The following is a 23,009-nucleotide window of genomic DNA, read 5'->3' as shown; positions in this document are numbered from 1 at the left end:
TCATAGCCATTATTTCCATCTTTATATTCTTTAATAAGTCTTAATTTAAAATCAAGTTCATGCTTTTTATTCAAAATAAACACCCCTAAAGTTGAATTTTAAGGTTCAACTTTAGGGGTGCACTTCACAGTCGGCTTTTGTTTTATTCGCTTACAGCAAAGAAATTTCCTTGACCATCTTGGAAGTTAAATACACGTACGCCACCCATATCTACAATATCGTGACCTGTTAAGTTTAATGCTTTAAGTTTCTCATATAATGCATCAAAGTTAGATGCTTTAAACATTAAAGAAGGTGTGCCAAGTGTTACTTCTGGGCTGTACTTCTTAATGAATGCTTTATCAAATAAAGTAAGAGACGTTTCAACATTCACATTAGGCGCGATTTCAAATGCTTTATAATTCTCAGGTAACTCCATTTCTTGAACGATCACAAACTCTAACGTTTCAGTCCAAAATTTTACCGCACTTTCTAAATCATCAACATAAATCATAACTTGATTTAATTTATCCATAAATTCATCTCCTGAAATGCTAAAACTATACTTAGTCCTAGCAGTTATTGATATTACGTTTATATTGTAATCGATGTATTTGGAATTAGCTATTAAAGTAGTGAGGGAAACAATGATTTGAACTTTATTGAAACAACTCTGGTAAAGAATCCAATCCAAAATATTTTTAGAGACCTATTTTTTAATTTAAAAATAATTTAAGATTATATAGTATACTAATATTTGAATATTCTGTATTTTAAACGTTTTATCATTAAGGGGGATATGAGATGTTTACAGAGGAATTGAAACTTTTGGAGCAGTATTTAAAAGAAGAGTATGTTGCTTATGAGGATAAGAAAGATATTATAAATCAATTGGATTTTAGTAATGTTGAAGATTTTTTTATAGATGTAACGGCTCAGCTGAACAAGTTACATGATCCACATTTAAGAGTAATTGATAAACTCAATAAAACAAAGGTGTCTATTTTATGTAAAAATATTGATAATCGATTATTTGTGGAGAAATCAATTCATCCGGAAATCAGTAATGGAGCTGAAATTATTAAAGTTGGAGCATATACAATTTCAGAAATTATTAAACGGGATCCCCATTTGTTGTTTGATCCTAGACCGGAAAGATATGAATGGCATAATGTATTTCGTAAATATAAGACAGTCACTTTGAAATCTGGGGAAGAAAAGACAGTATTTATAGACACAGAGAAAGAACTATATGATCAAGATTATATTATAGAGGACCGAAATGACTATTGTTTCATTAGGCTTCCGGATTTTAGAAATGTGAATGCGCTGCATGAATTAATTAAAGAAAACCATGATTTATTAAAAACATCAAAAAAATTTATTATAGATGCTAGAGATAACCGTGGTGGCAGTGATTTTGCCTATTTTCCTTTACTAGAATATATCTTTCCACCAAACTATAAGATTGATTATCCATACGGCTTAACGTTTAACTATACAAAGAAATATTGTGAGCAAATGATACAAAAAGTAGATAAAGATTTAGCGGTCATGGATGAAGGGGAAACAAAAGAAGCGTTCAAAGCATATCGTGATAGAATGAAAGCGCACTATGGTGAAGGGCTTGTGAGATTTAGTGATGATAATGACCCAATTGTATTGGATGGTATTGCAAAAGATATTCAAGTCATCGTATTGGCAAATGAAAGATGTGGAAGTTCTGGAGATAACTTTGTGTCGACCGTTAAAGAAAGTCCATTTGTAACTGTAATTGGACGCGCAACTAAAGGTATGAACGATTATGCGAATTGTGGTTATTTATATTTAAATGAGCAATTTGATTTGTTAAATCCGTATTCAAGATATAACGGTTTGGATTTTGGGGAGTCAATGGCACTAGTGGGCATTAAACCAGATATAGAAGTTCAATGGACTACTGAAGACTTAAAAAGAGACGTATTAATGGAGAAGGCTAAAGCAATGTTAGGTTTATGATTGTGTACTAAAATATAATAACTAGTGTGTATAAGTGATGCATTAAGTATAGGTTATTTATGTAATTGATACTTCTAGAAAATTTAATATAAGGAATTAAGATAAAAATTTCACACTTCAAGTATAATCTTAAAAATATTAATTATTAAATTGTAGGTGGATTATGAATTATATACAAAGGATGAGACAACGTGTTGGCCATGATTGTTTAATTGTGATTGGTGCAGGAGTAATTATTGAACAAAATGAAAAGATTCTATTAGAGCAAAGAGTGGATAACGGACTATGGGGAATCCCAGGCGGATTGATTGAAATCGGAGAAAAGGTAAAAGATGCTGCAATACGAGAAGTAACAGAAGAGACAGGTTTAATTCCAAAACAGGTAGATTTGTTTGGTATTTATTCTGGTGAAAACTATATTGTGACATATCCTAATGGTGATGAAGTTTATTCAGTTTCTATTATTTTTTATACCAACCAATTTAGTGGTGAATTGACGATATCTGATGAGTCTAGACAATTGAAATTTGTATCTCGTGAAGAGATGAAAGATATCGTTATCAACCCACCACACAAAGAATTTGTTAGTGATTGGGTTAATGGAAATAAAGAAGTAAATATATATTAATGAAAGAAATCAACTTATAAGAAAAAGATTGCAATAGCACTATACAAGGTGTTGTTAGGAAATCTATAGCTGGGTCTATTGCAAGTAATCAGGTCGTGACTTTTAATTTTTAATATAAAAGGAGAAGTGAATAAGTTGATTCGAAACAATCGATATTACATCAGCTTCCTAGCTGGGCCTTCCGATATTCGTAATTTGGGTATTGCTTGGATTAATTTAATATTCAGTTTGATTTACTTGGTTATTATAAACGCATATTTTGATAATGCAGTAATGAAGTCTGTGTTTATCGTTAATATTATTTTTTGTATGTTATGTCTTGCATATCATTATATGAAAACAATCAACCAACGTTATCGAGTTTTGTCGATGGTGCTTGTTACAATGCAAGTGATGATGATTTTATTCTCAATTGATTTTATGGCACTTTTGATGTTTCTTTCAGGATTTCGTAGTGAAACTTATTTATCATTTCAAAATAAGCATTTAGTGATGTTTGTGGGTATGATGAGTTTCATCTTTGTCATTTCGATGATTTATTTTTGGCGTATATATGTGAAAAATAATTGTTCGAAAAGGGTATATGAGAAGAAAGATGGATTTCACATCAATCGTCATTTCAGTATTTTAGCGTGTGTAATTTTAGTTATGCTAGCATGCTATTTTTTATATATGGGATTGTTAGAGGCATTATTTGGATTACTGTTAGCCTTATTATGCACCGTGTTATTCGCAGCATTAATTGTTGATGCTATTTATGGTGTTATTTATGAAGTTCAGTTAAAAGATGCAAACAAAAAATAAAGCAAAGGGGCATTTTATGAATCATTGGGATAAGAAGTTTAAAGCAGATGGTTATTTGTATGGCGAAGAAGCGAATGAATTTGTGAAAGAACAGTTTGAAAGTGGCAGTGGTAAGATTGGTTGCTTTGCTGAAGGAGAGGGCCGTAATGCTGTATACTTGGCACGTCTTGGTTATGATGTGACAGCATATGATTACGCTGTGGAAGGATTAAAGAAAACTGAATTACTTGCTGAGAAATATGGTGTAAAAGTGGCGACTGTTTTGAAAGATTTAACGAAAGTAGAAGCGGTTGAACGACAACAATTTGATGCAGCTGTTATGATATTCGGGCATGTAGTAGAAGAGGATCAAGAGACTTTGTTTAATAACTTGATTCAATCGGTAAAACCAGGTGGTCGTATCGTGTTTGAAGTATACGCTAAAGCACAAATAGACTATGGCACAGGTGGACCGAAAGATGTTGCAATGCTTTATGATGTAGAAGCGGTGAAAAATTATTGCCTAGGAAATGACGTATCAATCATTGATCTCGCAGAACGTGAGGTCATCCGTTATGAAGGAGATAAACATAATGGCAAGTGTAGAGTCGTTCAAGGGGTTATAGCGAAGTTATAGGTGTAGGTTTAGAACATTTTTATAAAATATGTGCTATGTGATTCTAATTAAATTTAGGAGTCTGGTTATGAAAATAAGAAACTGTGTTGGTAATGATGCAAATAAATTAACAAGTATAGCTATAAAATCAAAATCTTACTGGAACTATTCTGAAGAGTTTATTGAAAAATGCATTCAAGATTTGACTGTCACACCAAGTTATATTCAAAAAAACATTGTAAGGTGTGTTGAAAATATTGAAGGGATTATTATCGGTTTTTATGGATTTACATTAAGTACTAACAAGCTAGATGCCTTGTTTATTCATCCAGATTATATTGGAAAAGGAATTGGAAATACACTGTGGAATGATTTAATTAAGCAATTAAAAGAAGAAAAAATTGATAAATTTAGACTGGATAGTGAACCTTATGCAACTAAATTTTATTTAAAAATGGGTGCATCTATAATAGGGGAAATAGAATCGACTGTATTCGAAAATCGTAAATTACCCCTTATGGAATATATTATTGAGATATAAATTAACTTCTGTAGAAAGAGATAATAATATGGGAATTGTGATTTTATAAGGGGATTATTTTATGATTGATGCAATATTATTTGATTTAGATGAAACTTTGCTGAATAGGCGAAAATCTTTGGAAAGTTTCATTGAAAGTCAGTACAAAATATTAATTGAACCAAAATTTAATATTGATTTCCAAAAATATAAAAATCGATTCATTGAGCTAGATGACAATGGTTATACTTGGAAAGATGAGGTTTATGAGTCACTAATTAAGGAGTTTAGACTAATAAATTTGAGTAAGATGCTATTGTTAGAGGACTATATACTAAATTTCCATAAATCTGTAGTTCCAATGGACCATCTTATTGAAACATTAGATGAAATATCGAGCAAAGGGATTAAATTAGGTATTATAACTAATGGAAGAACTGATTTTCAGAAAAATAATATTAAAGCATTAGGGATAGAAAAGTATTTTCGGAGCATATTAGTTTCAGAAGAAATTGGTATAAAAAAACCAGATGCTAATATCTTCTATACAGCACTAAATCAATTAAATGTTAGCCCTTCCAACTCACTTTTTGTTGGAGATCATTTACACAATGATGTAATCGGATCAATGAAAGTTGGAATGAAAGGAATATTATTTGATCAATATCAAAAACATTTAGATTTCGAAAATAGAATAAGCACTTTATTGGAGATTAAAAATTTTATAAATGAATATTAAAAGTAACCAATTAGGAGTAAATATGAAAATTGTTGAATATACAAAGCTGTATGAAGATTCATGGGTAAGGTGTAGAACGTTGTCTTTTCTTTATACTCAGTATTATGATGATGTTATTCAAAATAAACCAGCTGTAAATGGAATCGAACTGATCTGTTTAGATGGCAATATGGTTGTAGGTTTAATCGATGTTGAAATCAGTGAGCCTTATTGTAGTTATAATAGAGATTTAAAAGGTGCGATGTTAGAAACGATTGCAATTCATCCGGATTACCAAAAGAGGGGTATCGGAAAACAGCTTTTAAATGCAGTAGAAGAAAAATTAAGATTATTACATGTCGAATATTTAGAAGTTTGGACGCGTGAAGATAAAGGTAGTAATCAATTCTATCATAAAAATGGATTCGAACAATTTAACAAATACTATCACGTTTTTATTTCAAATGGTGTAAAACCAGATTACTCTGATATAAAACCAATATTTATGTATGGGCATGCAATAAGTATTGATGAATTTGATAAAAAGAATGTTGATAGAATATATGAATGCAGAGGATATGTGAAGAAACTATGAGTATAAATTGCACATAGTTTTTATTTTTTAGAAAAGTCATTTTAAGGTGAGATTAAGGTTCATTTTTGAATATGTATGTTACGATGGTTACAAATATCTTTAGGAGGCCGTTTATGAAACGTACGATTGATAAGTTTGTGTTTATGCTTTATTTGATTCCATTTGTATTCATAGAAATGTTTGCAGATTGGCATGGGAAGTTTTTGATAGGTTTATTATTAATGGTCTTCGCATTGGCGTTAGCAACGCATTTTATGTGGTACGGTGCTCCAAAGTGGATATTGTTAGGGAATGTTGTTTCATTTGTTGTTTCTTTAATATTAGTAATGGTATTACTTCCAGAGAGCGAAGTGGGCTTCTATTTTAAGCCGTTTGGGCCAATCGGTACATTAGTTCTTTTTTCAGTACTGTTTTACATTTTTCAATATGCAGTTGCATGGTTGATATGTAAACTTGGTAAGCGATTTAGTTAAACTAGTCAAACTTCTAGTGATAGGAGTTTTTTTCTTGAATAATAAAGAGAAAATAACGATAAAACATTTTATATACTACCCTGGTTTAGTAATTATTGTATATTTGTTTTTTACGAATGATACGTTAAAAAGGTTGCCTTTATTTTGGTATTTCGTAACCTTCACTCAAAGTTATTTTGTTTGGATGATACTTTTTGTTTTATGGTATAAAATTGAAGCACGTTTCAAAAGGAAGTAGCGTAATGCGACATCGTATGGTGTCGTATTTTTGTATTTTGTAACGATGTATTATGTACGTACATAAGATGTATTTCGGTGTATAATGTAACTATGTTAGGAGGTGTGATAATGTCAAAATTTGAATATGAACCAACGAAAGATGGACACAGCTTTATTAAAGAACAAAAGTTATGGAAATCAGGAAACTCAGTTGTAATTACAGTTCCAAAAGAAGTATTGAATCATTTTAATGTGACAACAGGAGATGTATTAATGTTTGATGTGAATGAAGATCGTGTGGAGTTAGTGAAGAAGCCATATACTGATATGGATATTTTAGAACTTGCTAATGAAATCTCAAATGAATATCATACTACATTTGAAAAGTTGGTTGATCGTTAATGGAATATTTAACGGAAAAAGACATTATTATTTTGAACACGTTTTTGATAAAAAAGTATTCGCCAAAAGAACAAATTGGTGTAAAAGAACCAACTGCTTTACACATGACAGTAGAATCCCAGAAACAAGATGTATTTGGTATGGAATTGTATCCTACTTTGGAATTAAAAGCTGCTAATTTGTATAGAAATATTGTGATGAAACATATTTTTTATAATGGAAATAAAAGAACGGCTTTCATGGCATTGAATGTTTTTTTAAGGAAAAATGGAAAAAGACTCGTTGTTGATCAAATGGAGGCTGTTGAATTCACTGTCAAAATAGCAACAGACAAATTAGAGGAAAAAGAGATTGCTAAATGGATTGCACGATTTATAGAAAATTAAAATAGAGTCTGGAACATTTATGATATGTTCCAGACTCTAAAGTAGTAGTTTTTCTATAAAAACAATATCGACTTTAGTTTTATAAATGTATATGAGAGGAGATGAAAAATGCATCACATTGAAATTTATGTTAAAAATTTAGAGGTAACTAGAGCATTTTATTCTAAATTATTAGAAGTATTAAACTATGAACTTTATCAAAATTGGGAATTAGGTTTTTCTTATAAGAAGAATGGATTCTATATTGTATTTGTTCAGGTTAGAGATAAGTATATTGATAACGGATATAATCGTTGTAATATTGGTCTGAATCATTTAGCATTTAAATGTAGTAGTAAAAGAAAAATAGACGAAATAAGAGATATTCTGATGGAAGAGAATGTAAATCTCTTATATGATGAAAAATATCCTTATGCAGGTGGAGAAAGCCATTATGCATTATATTTTGAAGATCCTGATAGAATAAAATTAGAAATTGTTTTCTGCGAGGAAGAATAAATAGGATTATAAATTAATATTAAGAAACCCCTTGAAATTTTAGTTTCTTATCAATAATGCATCTACACCTAATGCTGCAACGAGGTATGATTAATTTAATATATTAGTCATTTGAGAACAGAATAATGCACATATAATTCTGGATGTTAAAAATCCTCCAATTGACCTATATTAATTTGTAGAAAAATTCTAAATAATATAATTATTGGTAACGATATTATATTAAGAATTTTGGAGGATGCGATGCCACGTATATATTATAATATTTTAATTGCACAATTATGTTATAGTGCAGGATTTATTTTTTATAATGTTACAGTAACATTCTTTGTGTACAACAATACTGGCTCCACATTTTATGCAAGTCTTATCACTTTTCTTAATTTAGTTTCAAAGATAATTAGCAAATTTTTTATACAGGATATGACAATGCGATGGAGCATTAAGAGTGTGTTGATTATTAATACAAGTGTTCAAATATTTTTTTTATTTATGTTGTTTTTTATTATGTTTATTAAATTTATTCCTTTTTTATTTATCATTACAACGCTCATTTCATTTTTGAATGGTATGTTTTATCCTTTAAAAAATACATTAATTAAGTTATCGCTAAATAAGGATTTAGTTTCTAAAGCTGTTGCAGGTATATCAACATTTGATCAAGCAATTATGTTTAGTGGTTATATCATAGCTGGTTGGCTTCTTGCAGAAACGAATATTTTTATAGCAATGTTTGTAGGTTTATGTATTTATTTTATTGGTGTAATTAATTTGCTGTGGATTCATAATGATAAACACCACGTTATTAAGAAAGCACATAAAAATAAGAAAAGTATTGTAGAAGGATATCGTATACTGTTTAACATACCTTTATTAAAAGAATTAACTATAATTGAATTTATTGAAGCATTAATTTCAACGATATGGATAGGTGCAATTCAACTTGCGTTTATTACAGAATATTTAAATGTGGATGAACGTTGGTGGGGGTATATGAATGCTTCTTATTTTTGCGGTACACTTTTAGGGGCAATGCTGATTTATAAATATCAGAAAATTGGACAAAGCAAAATGGTTATTTTGGTATGCATGTGTATATATATTATAAGTGTTGTATTATATAGTTTTAATATAAATCCTATTATTTCTGTGATATTAATTTTAGTGATGGGGATTGTCTTTCAAAGTAAAGATATATTACAAGAAAGCTTGATTATATCAACTATTCCTGAAGAACAGATTACAATCATAAGTGCGTTTAAATCTACAATTATTGAGTTTGGTTATTTATTATCAGTTTTATTTATTGGACTATATGCGGAACTTGTTCCGATTCAATATGTTTACTTTACATCAGGCATTATTTATTTAGTTTGTATTTATTTGATGCGTAAGGTGATTCTTAAAACTATGTAGTTTCAATCGTAGGCTGTTACGTACTATTTTCTCATCAATATTTTATCGCTACACCGGTTCATCGCTTTGTAATGAACTTACAAGTGAAGGTAATCTAGTTTTTCAAACAAATGAATATGTGAGTGTTAAATCTTATATTCAATTTATTGATTATTATAAGCAATTACTACAAACAGCCTTGTAAATCTTGATATAGAAACATATAACCCTCAAATCGATTGTAATCGATTTGAGGGTTATTATTATTTACTGACTATTTTCTCATCAACAATGCGCCTACACCTAATGCTGCTGCACCTGCTACGATGCCTAATAATGCTGGGCTTGTCTGTGTGATTTCTTTTTGTGTGAAGTATTGCTGATTTGCTTCATCACGCGCAACTTTACTTGGTGTTTCTACGTGATGTACATCTTTTACTTCACCTTTATCTGTATGAACAGGGTCAACTACACCTTGTTCTTTCTTCAATTGATCGAATGATGTACCGAATCCTTTAACGAATTTCGTCAATACGATTGATCCTTCAACGAAATCTTTATTCGTTAATACATTCAATAAGCCTAACCAACCAAGTGGTTTACTTTGATTGTACTCTGTTGATAATTTTAAACCTTTATTGAATTTTAAAATCATTGGTTCGATATCACTGAAATTGAATTTTCCTAAGCCTTGAACAAGTAACAATGCGTTACGAATGGCTTGGTCTGTTTCTGTTTCATTTACCGCTTTTAAGACACGTGTTAAGATTGGGTCACTTTGCGATAATGCTGCATTGGCAACATTTAGTGCTTCGTGCTCATCTAACTGTTCTAATAAGCGGAATAGTTTATTTAACGTATCTTTATGTTTAATGAGTTGATCTTCTAATTCACGCAATTCCTTAGCTCGTACAGCTTCTTGGTCAACTTCCATCGGTTTAATTACTCTTGTTGGTTGCGCCATTATTTTTCACCTCTTTTAGATTTTACGATATCTCCAGGGAATACATAATCTTCTCTGTTCCATTTACCTTGAACATTCACGCCCATTTGTGGTACTCGGTTACCGAAACGGAAGTTATTTTCTGGTAACGGTGATTTTTTGCTCTTATCTAAGATGATCAATTTGGCTTTTGTTTCTTTATATGCTGGTGTATGTGTATCTTTATCTGCGATAGAGCTTGATAATAAGTTGATTGCAGCGTCACCATTGTCGTTCATTGGTAAGTATACTTCTTTACCAAATACGCGGTCAGTAACAAGTGCTCTTACATCGACTTTACCGTATGGTGATTGTAAACGGATTAAGTTACCTGTTTCAATACCACGTTCATCAGCTAATTCTTGAGAAATTTCTAAGAATGCTTCTGGTGTTTCCATTGCAAGTCCTTTAACTTGATATGTCATATTACCTTCATGGAAGTGTTCTAATAAACGTCCATTATTCACATGAATATCATATTGTGCTTCGTACTGTGTTGGTTCTGTCCAATCTACTGGATAGAAGTTGGCTTTTTTATCTTCAAATGGGAAGCCATCTGTAAATAATAATGGTGAATCTGTGCCGTCTTCATGAACTGGCCATTGTAAGCTGTTGAATCCTTCTAATCGATCATATGTTACACCTGAATAAATTGGTGTTAATGATGCAATTTCATCCATGATTTCGCTAGGGTGGCTATAATGCCAATCAGCACCTAAATGTTGTGCGATTTCTTGGATAATTCTCCAGTCTGGTTTTGTACCTTCTAACGGTTCCATTACTTGATATAAGCGTTGGATACGACGTTCAGTATTTGAGAATGTACCTTCTTTTTCGAAACTTGGTGATGCAGGTAAGATAACATCTGCATATTCTGCTGTTTTAGAGAAGAAGATATCTTGAACAACGAAGAATTTTAATTTTTCAAATCCTTCACGTACATAGTTTACGTTAGAGTCAACGATACCCATATCTTCACCTTTTAAGTAAAGGACATCTAATTCACCAGCATGCATAGCATCAACCATTTGGTGATTGTTTTGTCCTACTTTAGGGTTCATTTCTACGCCCCAAGCTTTACTGAATTTCTCAAGTGCCGCTTTATCAGTGATTTTTTGGTAACCAGGTAAGTGTGTTGGCATACTACCCATATCTGATGCACCTTGTACGTTGTTGTGTCCACGTAATGGGTAAGAACCCGCACCAGGTTTCATGTAGTTACCTGTTACTAATAACATGTTTGAAATCGCTGTTGATGTATCACTACCACCACGTTGTTGAGTAACACCCATCGCCCACATTACGACTGTTGATTTTGCTTCATGAATCATTTCAGCAATCTTAATGATTTCTTCTTTTGAAAGACCAGTATGTTCAGCTGCATAGTCAATTGTGTATTTTTCAAGGCTCTTCACAAGTTCATTGTAGTTGTTTACATGTTTATCGATGAATGCTTGATCTTGCCAGTTATTATCGATGATGTATTTTGTTACAGCGTTTAACCATACTAAGTCACTACCAGGGTTAGGGCGTACAAACATATCTGCACGTTCTGCTAATTCATGTTTACGGATATCGACTACTAATAATTTAGAACCACGTAATTTTTGTGCACTCTTAACACGTGTTGCAATAACTGGATGTGCTTCTGCAGTGTTCGTACCTAAACCGATGATTAAACCGGCAGAACCGATGTCTGTGATTGAACCAGAGTCACCACCGTAACCAACTGTTCTCCATAGACCCATTGTTGCAGGTGATTGGCAATAACGTGAACAGTTATCAACGTTGTTTGTACCAACAACTTGACGTGCTAATTTTTGCATTAAGTATGATTCTTCGTTTGTACATTTTGAAGAAGTAATAAACGCTAAACGTTCAGGATCTTTATTAATTATTTCTTTGAATTTGCTAGCGATTAAGTTAAGCGCTTCTTCCCAAGTTGCTTCTCTAAAGCCATCTGCTTCACGAATTAAAGGTTTTGTTAAACGTTCGCCAGAGTTAACGAAATCCCAACCGAATTTACCTTTCACACATGTAGAAATTTGGTTAGCTGGACTTTCTGGTGATGGCTCTACTTTTAAGATTTCACGGTCTTTTGTCCATACTTCAAATGAACATCCAACACCACAGTATGTACATACTGTTTTTGTTTTCTTAATTCTATCTTTACGCATTTCTGCTTCTACATCAGAAATCGCCATTAATGGTGTATAACCTGTTTCAACTGCTTTTGTAACTTCTACAGCTGGACGGAATGCGCTCTTTAACATACCTGTTAAGAAACCAGCTTCGCCAACCATACCCACTTCCATCATTGCATTACATGGACATACTGTTGAACAGTGACCACAGTTTACACATGAAGAATCGTCGATATTTGTTGTGCGACTACCGTCCCAAATAACGCGAGGACGTTCTAATTCCCAGTCAATCATTAATGTTTCGTTTACTTGTACGTTTTGACAAGCTTGGACACAACGTCCACAAAGGATACATTGATCTGGATCATAACGATAGAACTTACCAATATTTTTCTCAGCACCTTTAGGTGATTGAGCAGTTGCTTGATGATCAATTTTTAAATTTTTAACTGTGTTATGGACAGTACAATTACCATTATTAAAATCACAAACTGTACAGTATAATTCGTGATTCGCTAAAATTCTGTCCATCGCAATCATTTGTGCTCTAAATGCTTCTTCAGAACCTGTTCTGACAACGTCTCCGTCTTTTAGTTCAGTACTACAAGAACGAACTAACTCCCCGTTAACTTCAACGATACAAGCATCACACGTTTCAATTGCACCTAAATCTGGGTGATAACATAAAGCTGGTACATCAATGCCTTTGAATCGTAAATAATCCAAAATGCTTACTTGTGTAGGAACATCCATAGGAACACCATTTAAAGTAATGTGTACCATATTTGATGTAGCTTCCTTCATACAAAAACCCCATTTCTAAATAATTTTAAAAATTTATGCCCAATCTAATTATACGACGAAAAAATGTAGAATGAAAACGTTGTATATAGATTTATTAAAAATAATTGTTATCGCTTACATTTTTAATATTAATATTTTACTCTAAGGAAATTTAATCAAAAGATTATCTCGATAAAAATAGGTTAATATATAAAAAAAGGAGGCGTTTAATATGAATGAAATTCAACATATCGACAAACAATTTATCATTGGAGAAATAGAGCATCCAAAAGCATTTTTATCTTATTTTGAATCAGGGGATAAAGAGATTAGCATAGACCATACAGTAGTGTCACCAGAATTAAGAGGACAAGGTATCGCAAAACAACTCGTTGATGAAGCGGTGAAATATGCAAAAGCGCATGATTTAAAAATTGTACCTATATGTTCTTATGTGAGAAAAGTAATTGAAGCTACGCCAGAATATCATGATGTTTTAGTTAAATAAGCACTCTAAGACTTTAGGCTGAAATTAATTGGTATTTGTTGACAGGGGTATGAGAACTGTTTAATATTAAGCCGTCAATATGACTTAATGAAATAGGAGAATACAAAATGACACATAAAATGATTAGAAATGTAATTACAACAGGGACTTTAACAACATTATTATTCACAGGATTAAACATTGCACATGCAGATACAGTAACGACTACTACAACAACTAAAACAGTTGTGACAACAGTTATTAAAACTGAAAAAGTAGATGGTGGTAAGATTAAAGTAGGTAAACAGTCAACAAAAACAAAAGCGACAAAAGTTAAACCTGCAACTAAAACAATTGAACCATATTATAACTATAACGGATATACAGCACGTAATGCAGACTTTGCATTAGATTCATACTTTGTACAAGCGTTAAACTATGGTAACTTCAAATTAAACGACGTTACAGTTACGAAAGATAAAGTTATTCAATCTAAACCTAAAAAATCTATCGTAAACGATACAGAAGTATACAAAACAAATGGTGTTGTGACGTCAATGGCATTCCCAGTGAAACATGGCATCATCAAAAAAGCTGATTTCTTAAAAGCACATGCATCAAATACATTATTAAGTGACGTGACTAAAAAGTCAGGTGCTTCTAATGTGACGTATAAAACAAAAACATCATCATACACTGCTTCATTTGATAAAAAAGGATTTTTAACAAAAATCAAAATCAACCCAGCAGTAACAACATACTAATTTCTGTACAACAACACCCCAAAGTCTTTCGCTTTGGGGTGTTGTTGTACGTAATTCATTTAAAAAGAGTATCTAATAAATAATGTACTATACAGTACCTGTAATACCACCATCAATTACAAATTCTGAACCTGTAGAATAACTTGCTTCGTCACTTGCTAAGAAGATGATTAAATTTGATACTTCTTCTGCTTGTGCTACGCGACGCATTGGAATGGTTTCTTTAAACTTTTCTACCGCTTCTTTTACACCAGGTTGCTCAAGCATTGGTGTATGGATGACACCAGGGTGTACAGAGTTTACTTTAATATTAAATGGTGAAAGTTCATGTGCTGCAGCTTTTGTCATACCACGAACAGCGAATTTTGTATCAGTATAACCAATCGCACCACCAACTAAACCGTTCATAGATGAGATATTAATGATTGAACCATTTTTTTGTTCTTTCATAATCTCTGATACGTATTTCATACCTAAGAATACTGATACTTGGTTGATGTTGACGATTTTCATGTAATCATCAAGTGATACATCACTCATCTTTTTGTTGTAAGTAATGCCTGCATTATTTACAAGCACATCAATACGACCGAACTTTGACATTGTTGTTTCTACAACGTTCTTCCAATCAGCTTCACTTGAAACATCTTGCTTAATAAATAATACTTGATCACCTAATTCTTTTGCTACAGTTTGGCCAAGTTCTTCATTGATATCCGTAATAACGACTTTAGCACCCTCTGCTAATATTTTCTCAGCATGCACTTTACCCATACCTTGAGCTGCACCTGTAATGATAATAACTTTATCTTTTAATCTCTCCATTATAATCCTCCTAATATAGCTTGATACTACCACCATCAACCATGAACGTTTGACCAGTGATGTATTTAGATTCTTTACTTGCTAAAAAGACTGCAACAGGGGCAATATCTTCATCAATATCACCAAATTTTTGTAATGGAATACCGTTAACTACCTTTTCGTAATACTCAGGATTTGCTTTACGCCATTGATCAACACCATCAGAATAAGCAATTGGTGAAATGATATTCACATTAATATGATCTTTACCAAACTCATTCGCAAGGACTCTCGTTAAACCACGAATCGCTTCCTTAGAAACAGCATAAGCACCTTGATTCACATCACCTTTAATTGCTGCACCTGAACCAAAGTTAATAATATTACCTTGCGTTTCTTTTAAGTATGGAATTGCTAACTGGCATAAATAAAATGTTGCATAGAATCCAGTATCCATTGATAATGCTAAATCTTCATCAGTAATCTCAAGAAAGCCTTTCAAACGTGAAGCGTGCGCATTATTCACTAAAACATCAATTTGATGATAATGTTCAACCACTTTATCCACACACATTTTAAGTTGTTCTTTCTTAGTTAAATCCGTCTGAATAAAGATCGTATCATGACCATCAGCATTAAGTGATTGAGATAAAGCTTCACCTTGATCCTTGTTCACATCAACAATGGCAACCTTCGCACCTTCATTAGCATAAGCACGAACAATTGCCGAACCAATACCACCAGCACCCCCTGTAACAATCGCTACTTTGTCCTTTAATCTCTCCATAATCATCCTCCTAATTACTCCATGTTATCAACATGATTTAATAGTTTATTTTGAATGTGAATCATCTGAGTGATTTCCTCTTCAGATAAAACACCATAAACTTGATTGCGAATTTCTTTCCCTAAAGCCTCAGCTTCGTTTAAAAGCTGTTCCCCAGAATCAGTGATATTTAATAAAATCGTTCTACGATCTTGCTCAGCGGCAGTTCTTGTTAAATAACCCGATGTAACGAGTTTGTTCGTCATCGAAGTAATCGCACCATACGTATAACCTAACGTTTGAGCGAGTACAGAAGGCTGCATCGCACCATTATGATGAATATGAGCAAGTAAAATCACTTGTGAAATATTTAATTGCTTATCAAACTGCTTAACAAAAAGCGACATTGTTTTATAACTTAATAAATCTGCATTATGAATCAACTGAAAAAAATTTGTTTCAGTCATAGAGTCACTTCCTTTACTATTAAATAGTTTAACACTAAACTATTTAATAGTAAAACATAATGATAGCGCTAACAATATCATCAAAAATAAGAATACAAATAAGATATAATTAAATAAAAAAGAAGGTGTAAAAATGAATCAACAAGCAACGGAATTTTTTGAAGCATATAAAAAATCAAACGGTATAGAAGAAGACGTCAAAGTAAGTGCATGGCAATTCGGTGTAGATGCAGATGAATTAGCCGATTTGGTAGTACAAGGGAAGAAAAGAGGGACATGCTCTTTATATAAGTTATATGAAATAGATAACGATCCACTACCTGAAGTAGGACAATATGATATTGTACTCAATAGTAAAGACGAACCTGTCGTATTGATACAAAACAGAAAAGTAGAGATAGTACCAATGAAAGATGTTACCAAGGAATTCGCATTATCAGAAGGAGAAGGTGACGGTACATACGCATATTGGTGGAATGCACATGTAGCATTCTTTAGTGAATTGGTAAAAGAATATGATTTAACATTCACAACAGATGACTTACTCGTATGTGAGACATTTGAAGTAGTGAAAGTGAGATAAATATTTAAGAATGCTTAAAAATAGTCATTTAATGGCGCATAAATTTAACTAAAAAAGCGATTGGAACGATATTATTAAGTTCCAATCGCTTTTTTTAATATTTAGACTACTTTTCATTTTACAACGTAACAGTGTTATGTTACATTATTGTTGAGGTGATGAGATGGAAGAACTAATCTCTAAAAAAGAGTTGCTTAAATCTTGTGACATTAGCTATGGTCAGTTGTACAGATGGAAGCGTAAGAAGCTAATACCAGAGGACTGGTTTATTCGTAAGTCAACATATACAGGTCAAGAGGCTTTCTTTCCAAAGCAAAAGATAATTGAACGTATTGAGATGATTAAGAAAATGAAAGACGAGTATTCACTAGATGATTTGCAACATGTTTTTGAAGGTAATGTATCCGTCACTCCGAATAAAAAGGAGTATTCTAGTGAACAGTTTAAATCGTATGTATGGGATATTGCAGAAAATTTATTTGAAAAACGTAACACTGTTTCGTTAAATGAAACAAAAACATTATCAATGATTCACTTAACATTAGAATCAGGATATTTTTCAAGAGAAGAAGTTCTGGAAAGTGCACAAGTCTATCATCAAAATCAAAGTGAATCATCAAAATTATATTTCCTAAGAAATAAAGGGGTATTCATATTTGTGATTTCCAAAGAAATAATTGCTAAAAATCCAGATACAAAAGTAATATATCAACTCGAGGAAGCACAGATTTATAATCATATTAATCAATTATAGGGGGAAATTTCATGACAAAAGATTTAAATGTAACAGCAAAGTCAACAATCGAAGGTGGCACTTATAACAATATTAATGTAATGGGTATGTGTGATGTTGAAGGGGAATTAGAAGCGGTTGAAGTGAATGTACTTGGTAAAATGACTGTAGAAGGCGATATGAAAGTTTCTGAATTAAACACTAAAGGTAAGCTTGATGTAGAAGGTAATCTTAATTGCCAAGCATTTAATACAACAGGTAAAACAAATGTAGAAGGAAACTTACAAGTTGAAAATTGTAAAGTCACTGGAATGACTACAGTTGATGGAAGCATTACGGGTAAAACAATTGCGATAACAGGCATCTTAAGCGTAGATGAAAATGTAGAAGTAGAAACATTTGTATCTTCAGGTAAGGTGAATATTGATGGATTATTAAATGCAGATACAATTAATATATTATTAGGAAATAAATCAACAATCGAAGAAATCGGTGGACAAACGATAAATGTTACAGTACATGAGAATCAGACAACAAGTTTCTTCAAAAAACTATTTATCAACACTAGTGACAAAAGCAATCATATTTCAATTTCAGAAGACGCGAAGTTAATTTCCGAAGTTATAGAAGGAGACGATATTAGTCTAGAACGTGTAATTTGCGAAGTTGTTAGAGGAAAGCATGTAGTCATTAAAAATGATTGTATCATTGATCGAGTAGAATACACAGAAACAATCGAAATAGAAGGAAATGCAAAAGTAAAAGAGCAAATAAAAATAGGGTAAAAACGAACAGGGATAGGTAACTATCCCGGTTTCAGACTGAAGACAAAGTCTCTTTCGGAGATGAAGTCTTCAGTTTTTTTATACAATAATATTAATAATGATTTGGGGTGATTATTTTGTTGAGTAAATCAGAAGATAAAAGAAATCAATTATAGGTTGTTGCGATTTTAGATTTAGTGCCACAAGACCATTTGCTAAGAAAAGTAGATAAAGTATTGGATTTGAATTTTATTTATCCTCTAGTCGAAGATAAATATTGTCTTGATAATGGTCGTTCAAGTATAGATCCTGTGATTTTAGAAAAAAATAATATTAATACAAAAATTATTCGGAATAAAATCAATGAGACAAACAATAAAAGAAATCGAAATAAATGTTGCTTATCGTTGGTATCTTGGATACAGTTTTCAGGATAAGATTCCTCATTTCACTACCTTCGGTAAGAATTATATTAGAAGGTTCAGTGATAATACACTTTTCGAATAAATGAGAATATAGTCATTAAAAAAGACAAACTCATGTAATGAAAATGAGTTTGTCTTCAATCTACACACCCTATTCATTTGAATAGGGTGTGTAATTGTTATTTTATTTTTCTTGACCAAATCCAAATTTCTCACTGGAAATTTGTTCACCTTGTTCGATGTATTCGTCTTTATGTTCTTCATTAAATGCTTTACCTTGTTCAATCACTTCATCTTTGTGGTCAGCAATTAACTGTTCGCCTTGTGCTTTTAAGTCGTCGAAATTCATGATGTTCTCTCCTTTAAATGTCATTTCAACTGAAATGTAGCACAATAGCGATAAACAAACAATTTTAAACTAAATTAATATTTTTATGATGTTAAAACTATTAATTATTTAAATAAATAAACGTACACTACATAAAATGTTTGTAGTATTATGGTTCCTCGAGTATACTTAAGTGAATTAAACATAACTTGTAAGTACAACTTGTAAGTTCAAAGGGAGAACAAAATGAATAAAAAACATCAATCAAGTATACAAAAATTTGCCTTAAGCACAACAACACTATTAATGGGACTATCAATGGCGTTAAGCCATGATGCACAAGCTGAAACAGCACCTTCTTATGTTCCTAAAATTACAAATACAGCCACAAATACATTAGCTTACGGTTCAACATTTAATCCGTTAACTGGCATTACAGCAACAGACACTGAAGATGGTAACATCACTTCTAAAGTAGTTGTCGTATCAAATAATGTGAATACGAAAGTTGCTGGAACTTATACAGTGGTATATCAAGTAACCGATTCAAATAATAATACATTTAAATTAACAAGAACGATTGTTGTATCTGCACCAGTTGTAGCAAATACAGCACCAGTATTTAAATTTACTGCAACTAGTGCGTTAACAGTTGGTAATGCCTTTAACCCATTAACAGGCGTGACTGCAACAGATGTTGAAGATGGTGATTTAACATCTAAAATTGTTATCGTATCTAACAATGTGAATACACAAGTTGCAGGTGCTTACCAAGTTACATATGAAGTAAAAGATAGCAAAGGCACTACTGCAAGATATATTCGCAACGTATCTGTATCAGCAGTGAATAATCCACCTAAAATTGTGAGCACAGGTTCAAATAACTTATTAGTAGGTGCAACCTTTAATCCGTTAACAGGCGTAACTGCAACAGATACAGAAGATGGGGTAATTACACCAAAGCTCGTTATCGTATCAAATAATGTGAACACACAAGTTGCAGGCACATACCAAGTTGTGTATTCTGTAACAGACTCTAAAGGAAATAAAGCAAACTTTACGCGTAACATCTTAGTGAGCGGTGTGAATACAGCGCCTAAATTTGCAAGTTCAGCATCAAACAATTTAACAGTAGGTGCTACTTTTAATCCTTTAACAGGTGTATCAGCAACGGATGCAGAAGATGGTAATATCACTGCTAAAATTGTTGTTGTGTCAAATAACGTAAATACACAAGTTGCAGGCACATATCAAGTTGTATATAAAGTGACGGATTCTAGAGGGGTTTCATCAACATTAACAAGAAACGTATTAGTAAGTGCACCAGTTGCAGCGAATAATGCGCCGAAGATCACGAATACTTCATCTAATACATTAACGTTAAACAGTGTATTTAATCCATTAGCAGGTATTACAGCAGTAGATACAGAAGATGGAAACATTACTGCTAAAGTTGTTGTTGTATCTAATAATGTGAATACTAAAGTTGCAGGCACATATCAAGTAGTATATAAAGTAACGGATACTAAAGGTAGTTCTTATACTTTAAACAGATCAGTGACAGTAATTCCACAAACAACTCTAGCAAATACACCACCTAAAATTACAAACACAGCATCAAACAATTTAAAATTAGGTGCTACATTTAATGCATTAACAGGTGTAACAGCAACAGATGCAGAAGATGGCAATATCACTGCTAAAATCGTTGTTGTATCAAATACTGTAAACACAAAAATTGCAGGCACATACCAAGTAGTATATAAAGTAACAGATGCGATGGGTAATAGTTATACACTTACAAGAAACGTATTAGTAAGTGCATAATTATAATAGATAATATGAGCCTTAACGTTTAGATTCTGTCTAAATGTTAAGGTTTTTTCTTATTTATTTGTGTTATAGCTAAATAGGTGTATATTAATGATAATAATAAAGAAAGAAGGATAAATATGAAGATAATATATATATGGGATGCTTATTGTGGATGGTGTTACGGCTTTAATAGTGTCTTTAAACAATTTCATGACAGACATCCTGAGTTAAATATTGAAGTGATTTCAGGAGGTTTGTTTATTGGAGAGAATAGTAAGCCGATCGGGACTTATGGTTATTTTGAATCAGGAAATCAAAAAATTGCTGCGATGTTTCCTGTAACATTTGGAGAGAAGAATTTGCAATTAATCCAAGAAGGGACGACGGTTTTAGATTCAGACGGTCCTGCAAATGCATTTGCAGTAATGCGTGAACAAATTCCACAAGCGCAATGGTCTGAGTTAGCATTTGAGATTCAGCAGCAATATTTTGTAGAAGGTAAAAGTTTAAGTGAAGTGAGTACTTATACAGATTTAGCATCTAAATTTCAATTAGATGCAACACTGTTAGTACAGCAATTAACGAAAGCGTTAAAAGAAAATACATTATCTCAAACGGATTATAATCAAGCGAGAGCGATGGGTGTGACAAGTTATCCTACAGTGATTTCAGAAGTAAATGGTCAGTACTTTGACTTTAGAGGGCAAGCGACGACAGTTGAAGATTTAGAGCAGCATTATCAAATATTATTAAAAGAGGGATAACATGAAATCAGAACAATATCAAAGTATTATTGAGGCAACATATCGTTTAGTAGGTAAAGGGAAGTTAGATGCTTTCTTTGAATATTTGGCAGATGATATCACTTGGACTGAGTGTGAAGGTTTTCCGTATGGCGGTACGTATGTTGGAAAAGAAGACATCCTACAAAATGTTCATATGCGTTTAGGAACAGAATGGGATCAATTTACTGCAAAAGATATTGATTATACGTTTAATGAAGAAAAAGTAATGGTATTTGGAAAATATAGTGGAACATATAAACAGACAAATAAATATTTCGAAGCAGATTTTGTTCATTATTATACTTTCAATGATGCAGGGAAAATCCAATCATTTAGACAAGTAACGGATAGCGTAAAAGTATTAGAGGCAATGACGGAATAAATTTAAGTATAAGCGCAGCTCAATGCTAGCACTTATATTTTTACTCCAAACAAGTTTTTGAAATGAGGTATTTATTAACAAGAGAACAGATAAAGAGAAAATATAAATAACAGAACTTGTATGAAGCGCTATAATGCATGCTGAATTGAATCAGACATTATAGTGCTTTTATTTAATGGTTTTTCAAAGGCTATAGTAAAATGAATATAAAAGGAGTGAACATGATGAGTTTATTAGAACGTATTCAAAATATTGAAATATTGAAAGATGATCCGATTTATGATGAAATCCATACACATAAAGGCAACAGCGAAAGATTATCATTTGAAATCAATGATGGCTATAAAACGAATACAGAAGTACTAAAAATACTAGGCGAAATGACAGGCCAGTCAATCGATGAAAGTGTCGTTGTCTCATTACCATTTTATACTGATTACGGCCGTCATATTAAGTTTGGTAAAGATATCTTCATCAATAAGAATGTAACATTTGTTGATTTAGGTGGCATTGAAATTGAGGATAATGTGCTCATTGGACCGTCAGCAAGAATTATTTCTGTCAATCATATCGTAGATCCAACGAAGCGTCGTGGTTTAGTTGTAAAAAAGGTATTGATTAAGAAGAATGCATGGTTAGGTGCAAATGTAACGGTATTACCAGGTGTAACAGTTGGGGAGAATTCAATCGTTGCAGCTGATTCAACAGTAACAAAAGATGTACCGCCAAATACGATTGTTGCAGGAACACCTGCGAAAGTGATTAAAAGAATTGAGGAGTGATACAT

General features: G+C 32.2%; 28 protein-coding genes and 1 pseudogene. 22 read left to right on the top strand and 7 right to left on the bottom strand.

Features of this window, described 5'->3' with window-relative positions; all coding sequences use genetic code 11:
- Nucleotides 1–142: 142 nt before the first annotated feature.
- Entirely contained in the window at nucleotides 143–514 is a 372-nt protein-coding gene (locus ER639_RS10295) for a VOC family protein (protein WP_129065704.1), read from the bottom strand.
- A gap of 269 nt (nucleotides 515–783) precedes the next feature.
- On the opposite strand from ER639_RS10295, the gene ER639_RS10290 reads away from it, so the two are divergent.
- From ER639_RS10290 to ER639_RS10235, 12 genes are all read left to right on the top strand, one after another.
- Entirely contained in the window at nucleotides 784–1,977 is a 1,194-nt protein-coding gene (locus ER639_RS10290; protein ID WP_129065703.1) for a S41 family peptidase, read from the top strand.
- Between the two features lie 163 nt (nucleotides 1,978–2,140).
- The gene (locus ER639_RS10285; protein WP_129065702.1) at nucleotides 2,141–2,605 is read left to right on the top strand and encodes an NUDIX hydrolase; all 465 of its coding nucleotides are present in this window, start codon (nucleotides 2,141–2,143) and stop codon (nucleotides 2,603–2,605) included.
- Between the two features lie 369 nt (nucleotides 2,606–2,974).
- Entirely contained in the window at nucleotides 2,975–3,409 is a 435-nt protein-coding gene (locus ER639_RS12320) for a hypothetical protein (RefSeq protein WP_164993425.1), read from the top strand.
- A 16-nt stretch (nucleotides 3,410–3,425) separates the two neighbouring features.
- On the top strand, nucleotides 3,426–4,025 hold the full coding sequence (locus ER639_RS10275) for a class I SAM-dependent methyltransferase (protein WP_129065700.1): 600 nt from the start codon (nucleotides 3,426–3,428) through the stop codon (nucleotides 4,023–4,025).
- Between the two features lie 67 nt (nucleotides 4,026–4,092).
- Nucleotides 4,093–4,545 carry a GNAT family N-acetyltransferase gene (locus ER639_RS10270; protein ID WP_129065699.1) on the top strand — a complete coding sequence of 151 codons (453 nt, stop codon included), beginning with the start codon at nucleotides 4,093–4,095 and terminating at the stop codon, nucleotides 4,543–4,545.
- Nucleotides 4,546–4,606: 61 nt separating this feature from the next.
- Complete coding sequence (locus tag ER639_RS10265) at nucleotides 4,607–5,263, top strand: HAD family hydrolase (RefSeq protein WP_129065698.1); 657 nt, start codon at nucleotides 4,607–4,609, stop codon at nucleotides 5,261–5,263.
- 22 nt (nucleotides 5,264–5,285) lie between these two features.
- Entirely contained in the window at nucleotides 5,286–5,837 is a 552-nt protein-coding gene (locus ER639_RS10260) for a GNAT family N-acetyltransferase (protein WP_164993424.1), read from the top strand.
- Between the two features lie 113 nt (nucleotides 5,838–5,950).
- Entirely contained in the window at nucleotides 5,951–6,310 is a 360-nt protein-coding gene (locus tag ER639_RS10255; protein ID WP_129065696.1) for a hypothetical protein, read from the top strand.
- A gap of 348 nt (nucleotides 6,311–6,658) precedes the next feature.
- A complete protein-coding gene (locus tag ER639_RS10250; protein ID WP_164993423.1) occupies nucleotides 6,659–6,931 on the top strand; it encodes an AbrB/MazE/SpoVT family DNA-binding domain-containing protein in 273 nt (90 codons plus the stop codon).
- The gene (locus ER639_RS10245; RefSeq protein WP_129065694.1) at nucleotides 6,931–7,317 is read left to right on the top strand and encodes a type II toxin-antitoxin system death-on-curing family toxin; all 387 of its coding nucleotides are present in this window, start codon (nucleotides 6,931–6,933) and stop codon (nucleotides 7,315–7,317) included. The genes ER639_RS10250 and ER639_RS10245 overlap by 1 nt, the downstream gene beginning before the upstream one ends.
- Nucleotides 7,318–7,425: 108 nt before the next feature.
- Entirely contained in the window at nucleotides 7,426–7,815 is a 390-nt protein-coding gene (locus tag ER639_RS10240) for a VOC family protein (protein ID WP_129065693.1), read from the top strand.
- Nucleotides 7,816–8,058: 243 nt separating this feature from the next.
- Complete coding sequence (locus tag ER639_RS10235; RefSeq protein ID WP_129065692.1) at nucleotides 8,059–9,231, top strand: MFS transporter; 1,173 nt, start codon at nucleotides 8,059–8,061, stop codon at nucleotides 9,229–9,231.
- 253 nt (nucleotides 9,232–9,484) lie between these two features.
- Here the strand turns inward: ER639_RS10235 and ER639_RS10230 are convergent, their stop codons facing one another.
- Nucleotides 9,485–10,174 carry a helical membrane plugin domain-containing protein gene (locus ER639_RS10230; protein ID WP_129065691.1) on the bottom strand — a complete coding sequence of 230 codons (690 nt, stop codon included), beginning with the start codon at nucleotides 10,172–10,174 and terminating at the stop codon, nucleotides 9,485–9,487.
- Complete coding sequence (gene fdhF / locus ER639_RS10225; RefSeq protein WP_129065690.1) at nucleotides 10,174–13,140, bottom strand: formate dehydrogenase subunit alpha; 2,967 nt, start codon at nucleotides 13,138–13,140, stop codon at nucleotides 10,174–10,176. Before fdhF ends, ER639_RS10230 begins: the two co-directional genes overlap by 1 nt.
- 211 nt (nucleotides 13,141–13,351) lie before the next feature.
- On the opposite strand from fdhF, the gene ER639_RS10220 reads away from it, so the two are divergent.
- Complete coding sequence (locus ER639_RS10220) at nucleotides 13,352–13,627, top strand: GNAT family N-acetyltransferase (protein ID WP_129065689.1); 276 nt, start codon at nucleotides 13,352–13,354, stop codon at nucleotides 13,625–13,627.
- A gap of 107 nt (nucleotides 13,628–13,734) precedes the next feature.
- Nucleotides 13,735–14,370, top strand: coding sequence for an immunodominant staphylococcal antigen IsaB family protein (gene isaB / locus ER639_RS10215; protein ID WP_129065688.1), 636 nt, complete (start codon nucleotides 13,735–13,737; stop codon nucleotides 14,368–14,370).
- Nucleotides 14,371–14,457: 87 nt separating this feature from the next.
- Here the strand turns inward: isaB and ER639_RS10210 are convergent, their stop codons facing one another.
- From ER639_RS10210 to ER639_RS10200, 3 genes are read right to left on the bottom strand one after another with little or no spacing between them, the layout of a single operon-like run.
- Nucleotides 14,458–15,195 carry a glucose 1-dehydrogenase gene (locus ER639_RS10210; protein ID WP_129065687.1) on the bottom strand — a complete coding sequence of 246 codons (738 nt, stop codon included), beginning with the start codon at nucleotides 15,193–15,195 and terminating at the stop codon, nucleotides 14,458–14,460.
- 10 nt (nucleotides 15,196–15,205) lie between these two features.
- On the bottom strand, nucleotides 15,206–15,961 hold the full coding sequence (locus ER639_RS10205; protein ID WP_129065686.1) for an SDR family NAD(P)-dependent oxidoreductase: 756 nt from the start codon (nucleotides 15,959–15,961) through the stop codon (nucleotides 15,206–15,208).
- Between the two features lie 14 nt (nucleotides 15,962–15,975).
- Nucleotides 15,976–16,407: a MarR family winged helix-turn-helix transcriptional regulator gene (locus ER639_RS10200; RefSeq protein ID WP_129065685.1), complete on the bottom strand. Its 432-nt coding sequence runs from the start codon at nucleotides 16,405–16,407 to the stop codon at nucleotides 15,976–15,978.
- Nucleotides 16,408–16,540: 133 nt separating this feature from the next.
- Here ER639_RS10200 and ER639_RS10195 point away from each other — a divergent pair, with 133 nt between their 5' ends.
- The 4 genes and pseudogenes from ER639_RS10195 to ER639_RS10180 all read left to right on the top strand — a co-directional run.
- Nucleotides 16,541–16,990 (top strand): ASCH domain-containing protein, encoded by a 450-nt coding sequence (locus ER639_RS10195; protein WP_129065684.1) that lies wholly within the window; start codon nucleotides 16,541–16,543, stop codon nucleotides 16,988–16,990.
- A gap of 163 nt (nucleotides 16,991–17,153) precedes the next feature.
- A complete protein-coding gene (locus ER639_RS10190) occupies nucleotides 17,154–17,744 on the top strand; it encodes a DUF4004 family protein (RefSeq protein ID WP_129065683.1) in 591 nt (196 codons plus the stop codon).
- Nucleotides 17,745–17,755: 11 nt separating this feature from the next.
- Nucleotides 17,756–18,508 carry a hypothetical protein gene (locus ER639_RS10185; protein WP_129065682.1) on the top strand — a complete coding sequence of 251 codons (753 nt, stop codon included), beginning with the start codon at nucleotides 17,756–17,758 and terminating at the stop codon, nucleotides 18,506–18,508.
- Between the two features lie 164 nt (nucleotides 18,509–18,672).
- A pseudogene (locus ER639_RS10180) lies at nucleotides 18,673–18,991 on the top strand (transposase); the annotation flags it as partial.
- Nucleotides 18,992–19,096: 105 nt separating this feature from the next.
- On the opposite strand, the gene ER639_RS12315 reads toward ER639_RS10180, so the two are convergent.
- The gene (locus tag ER639_RS12315; RefSeq protein WP_164993422.1) at nucleotides 19,097–19,261 is read right to left on the bottom strand and encodes a hypothetical protein; all 165 of its coding nucleotides are present in this window, start codon (nucleotides 19,259–19,261) and stop codon (nucleotides 19,097–19,099) included.
- Between the two features lie 225 nt (nucleotides 19,262–19,486).
- Between ER639_RS12315 and ER639_RS10175 the strand changes: the two genes are divergently transcribed.
- The 4 genes from ER639_RS10175 (at nucleotide 19,487) to ER639_RS10160 (ending at nucleotide 23,004) form a co-directional block, all read left to right on the top strand.
- The gene (locus tag ER639_RS10175) at nucleotides 19,487–21,067 is read left to right on the top strand and encodes an immunoglobulin-like domain-containing protein (RefSeq protein WP_129065681.1); all 1,581 of its coding nucleotides are present in this window, start codon (nucleotides 19,487–19,489) and stop codon (nucleotides 21,065–21,067) included.
- 125 nt (nucleotides 21,068–21,192) lie between these two features.
- Complete coding sequence (locus tag ER639_RS10170) at nucleotides 21,193–21,819, top strand: DsbA family protein (RefSeq protein ID WP_129065680.1); 627 nt, start codon at nucleotides 21,193–21,195, stop codon at nucleotides 21,817–21,819.
- 1 nt (nucleotide 21,820) lies between these two features.
- Complete coding sequence (locus tag ER639_RS10165) at nucleotides 21,821–22,222, top strand: nuclear transport factor 2 family protein (RefSeq protein WP_129065679.1); 402 nt, start codon at nucleotides 21,821–21,823, stop codon at nucleotides 22,220–22,222.
- A gap of 221 nt (nucleotides 22,223–22,443) precedes the next feature.
- A complete protein-coding gene (locus tag ER639_RS10160; RefSeq protein ID WP_205757712.1) occupies nucleotides 22,444–23,004 on the top strand; it encodes a DapH/DapD/GlmU-related protein in 561 nt (186 codons plus the stop codon).
- Nucleotides 23,005–23,009 lie beyond the last annotated feature (5 nt).

This window comes from Macrococcus sp. DPC7161 (genome assembly GCF_004117835.1).
In the GTDB taxonomy this organism is placed as follows: Bacteria; Bacillota; Bacilli; order Staphylococcales; family Staphylococcaceae; genus SDSC01.
Note: the sequence above shows the minus strand (reverse complement) of the source record. Positions and strands in the feature narration are given on the sequence as shown.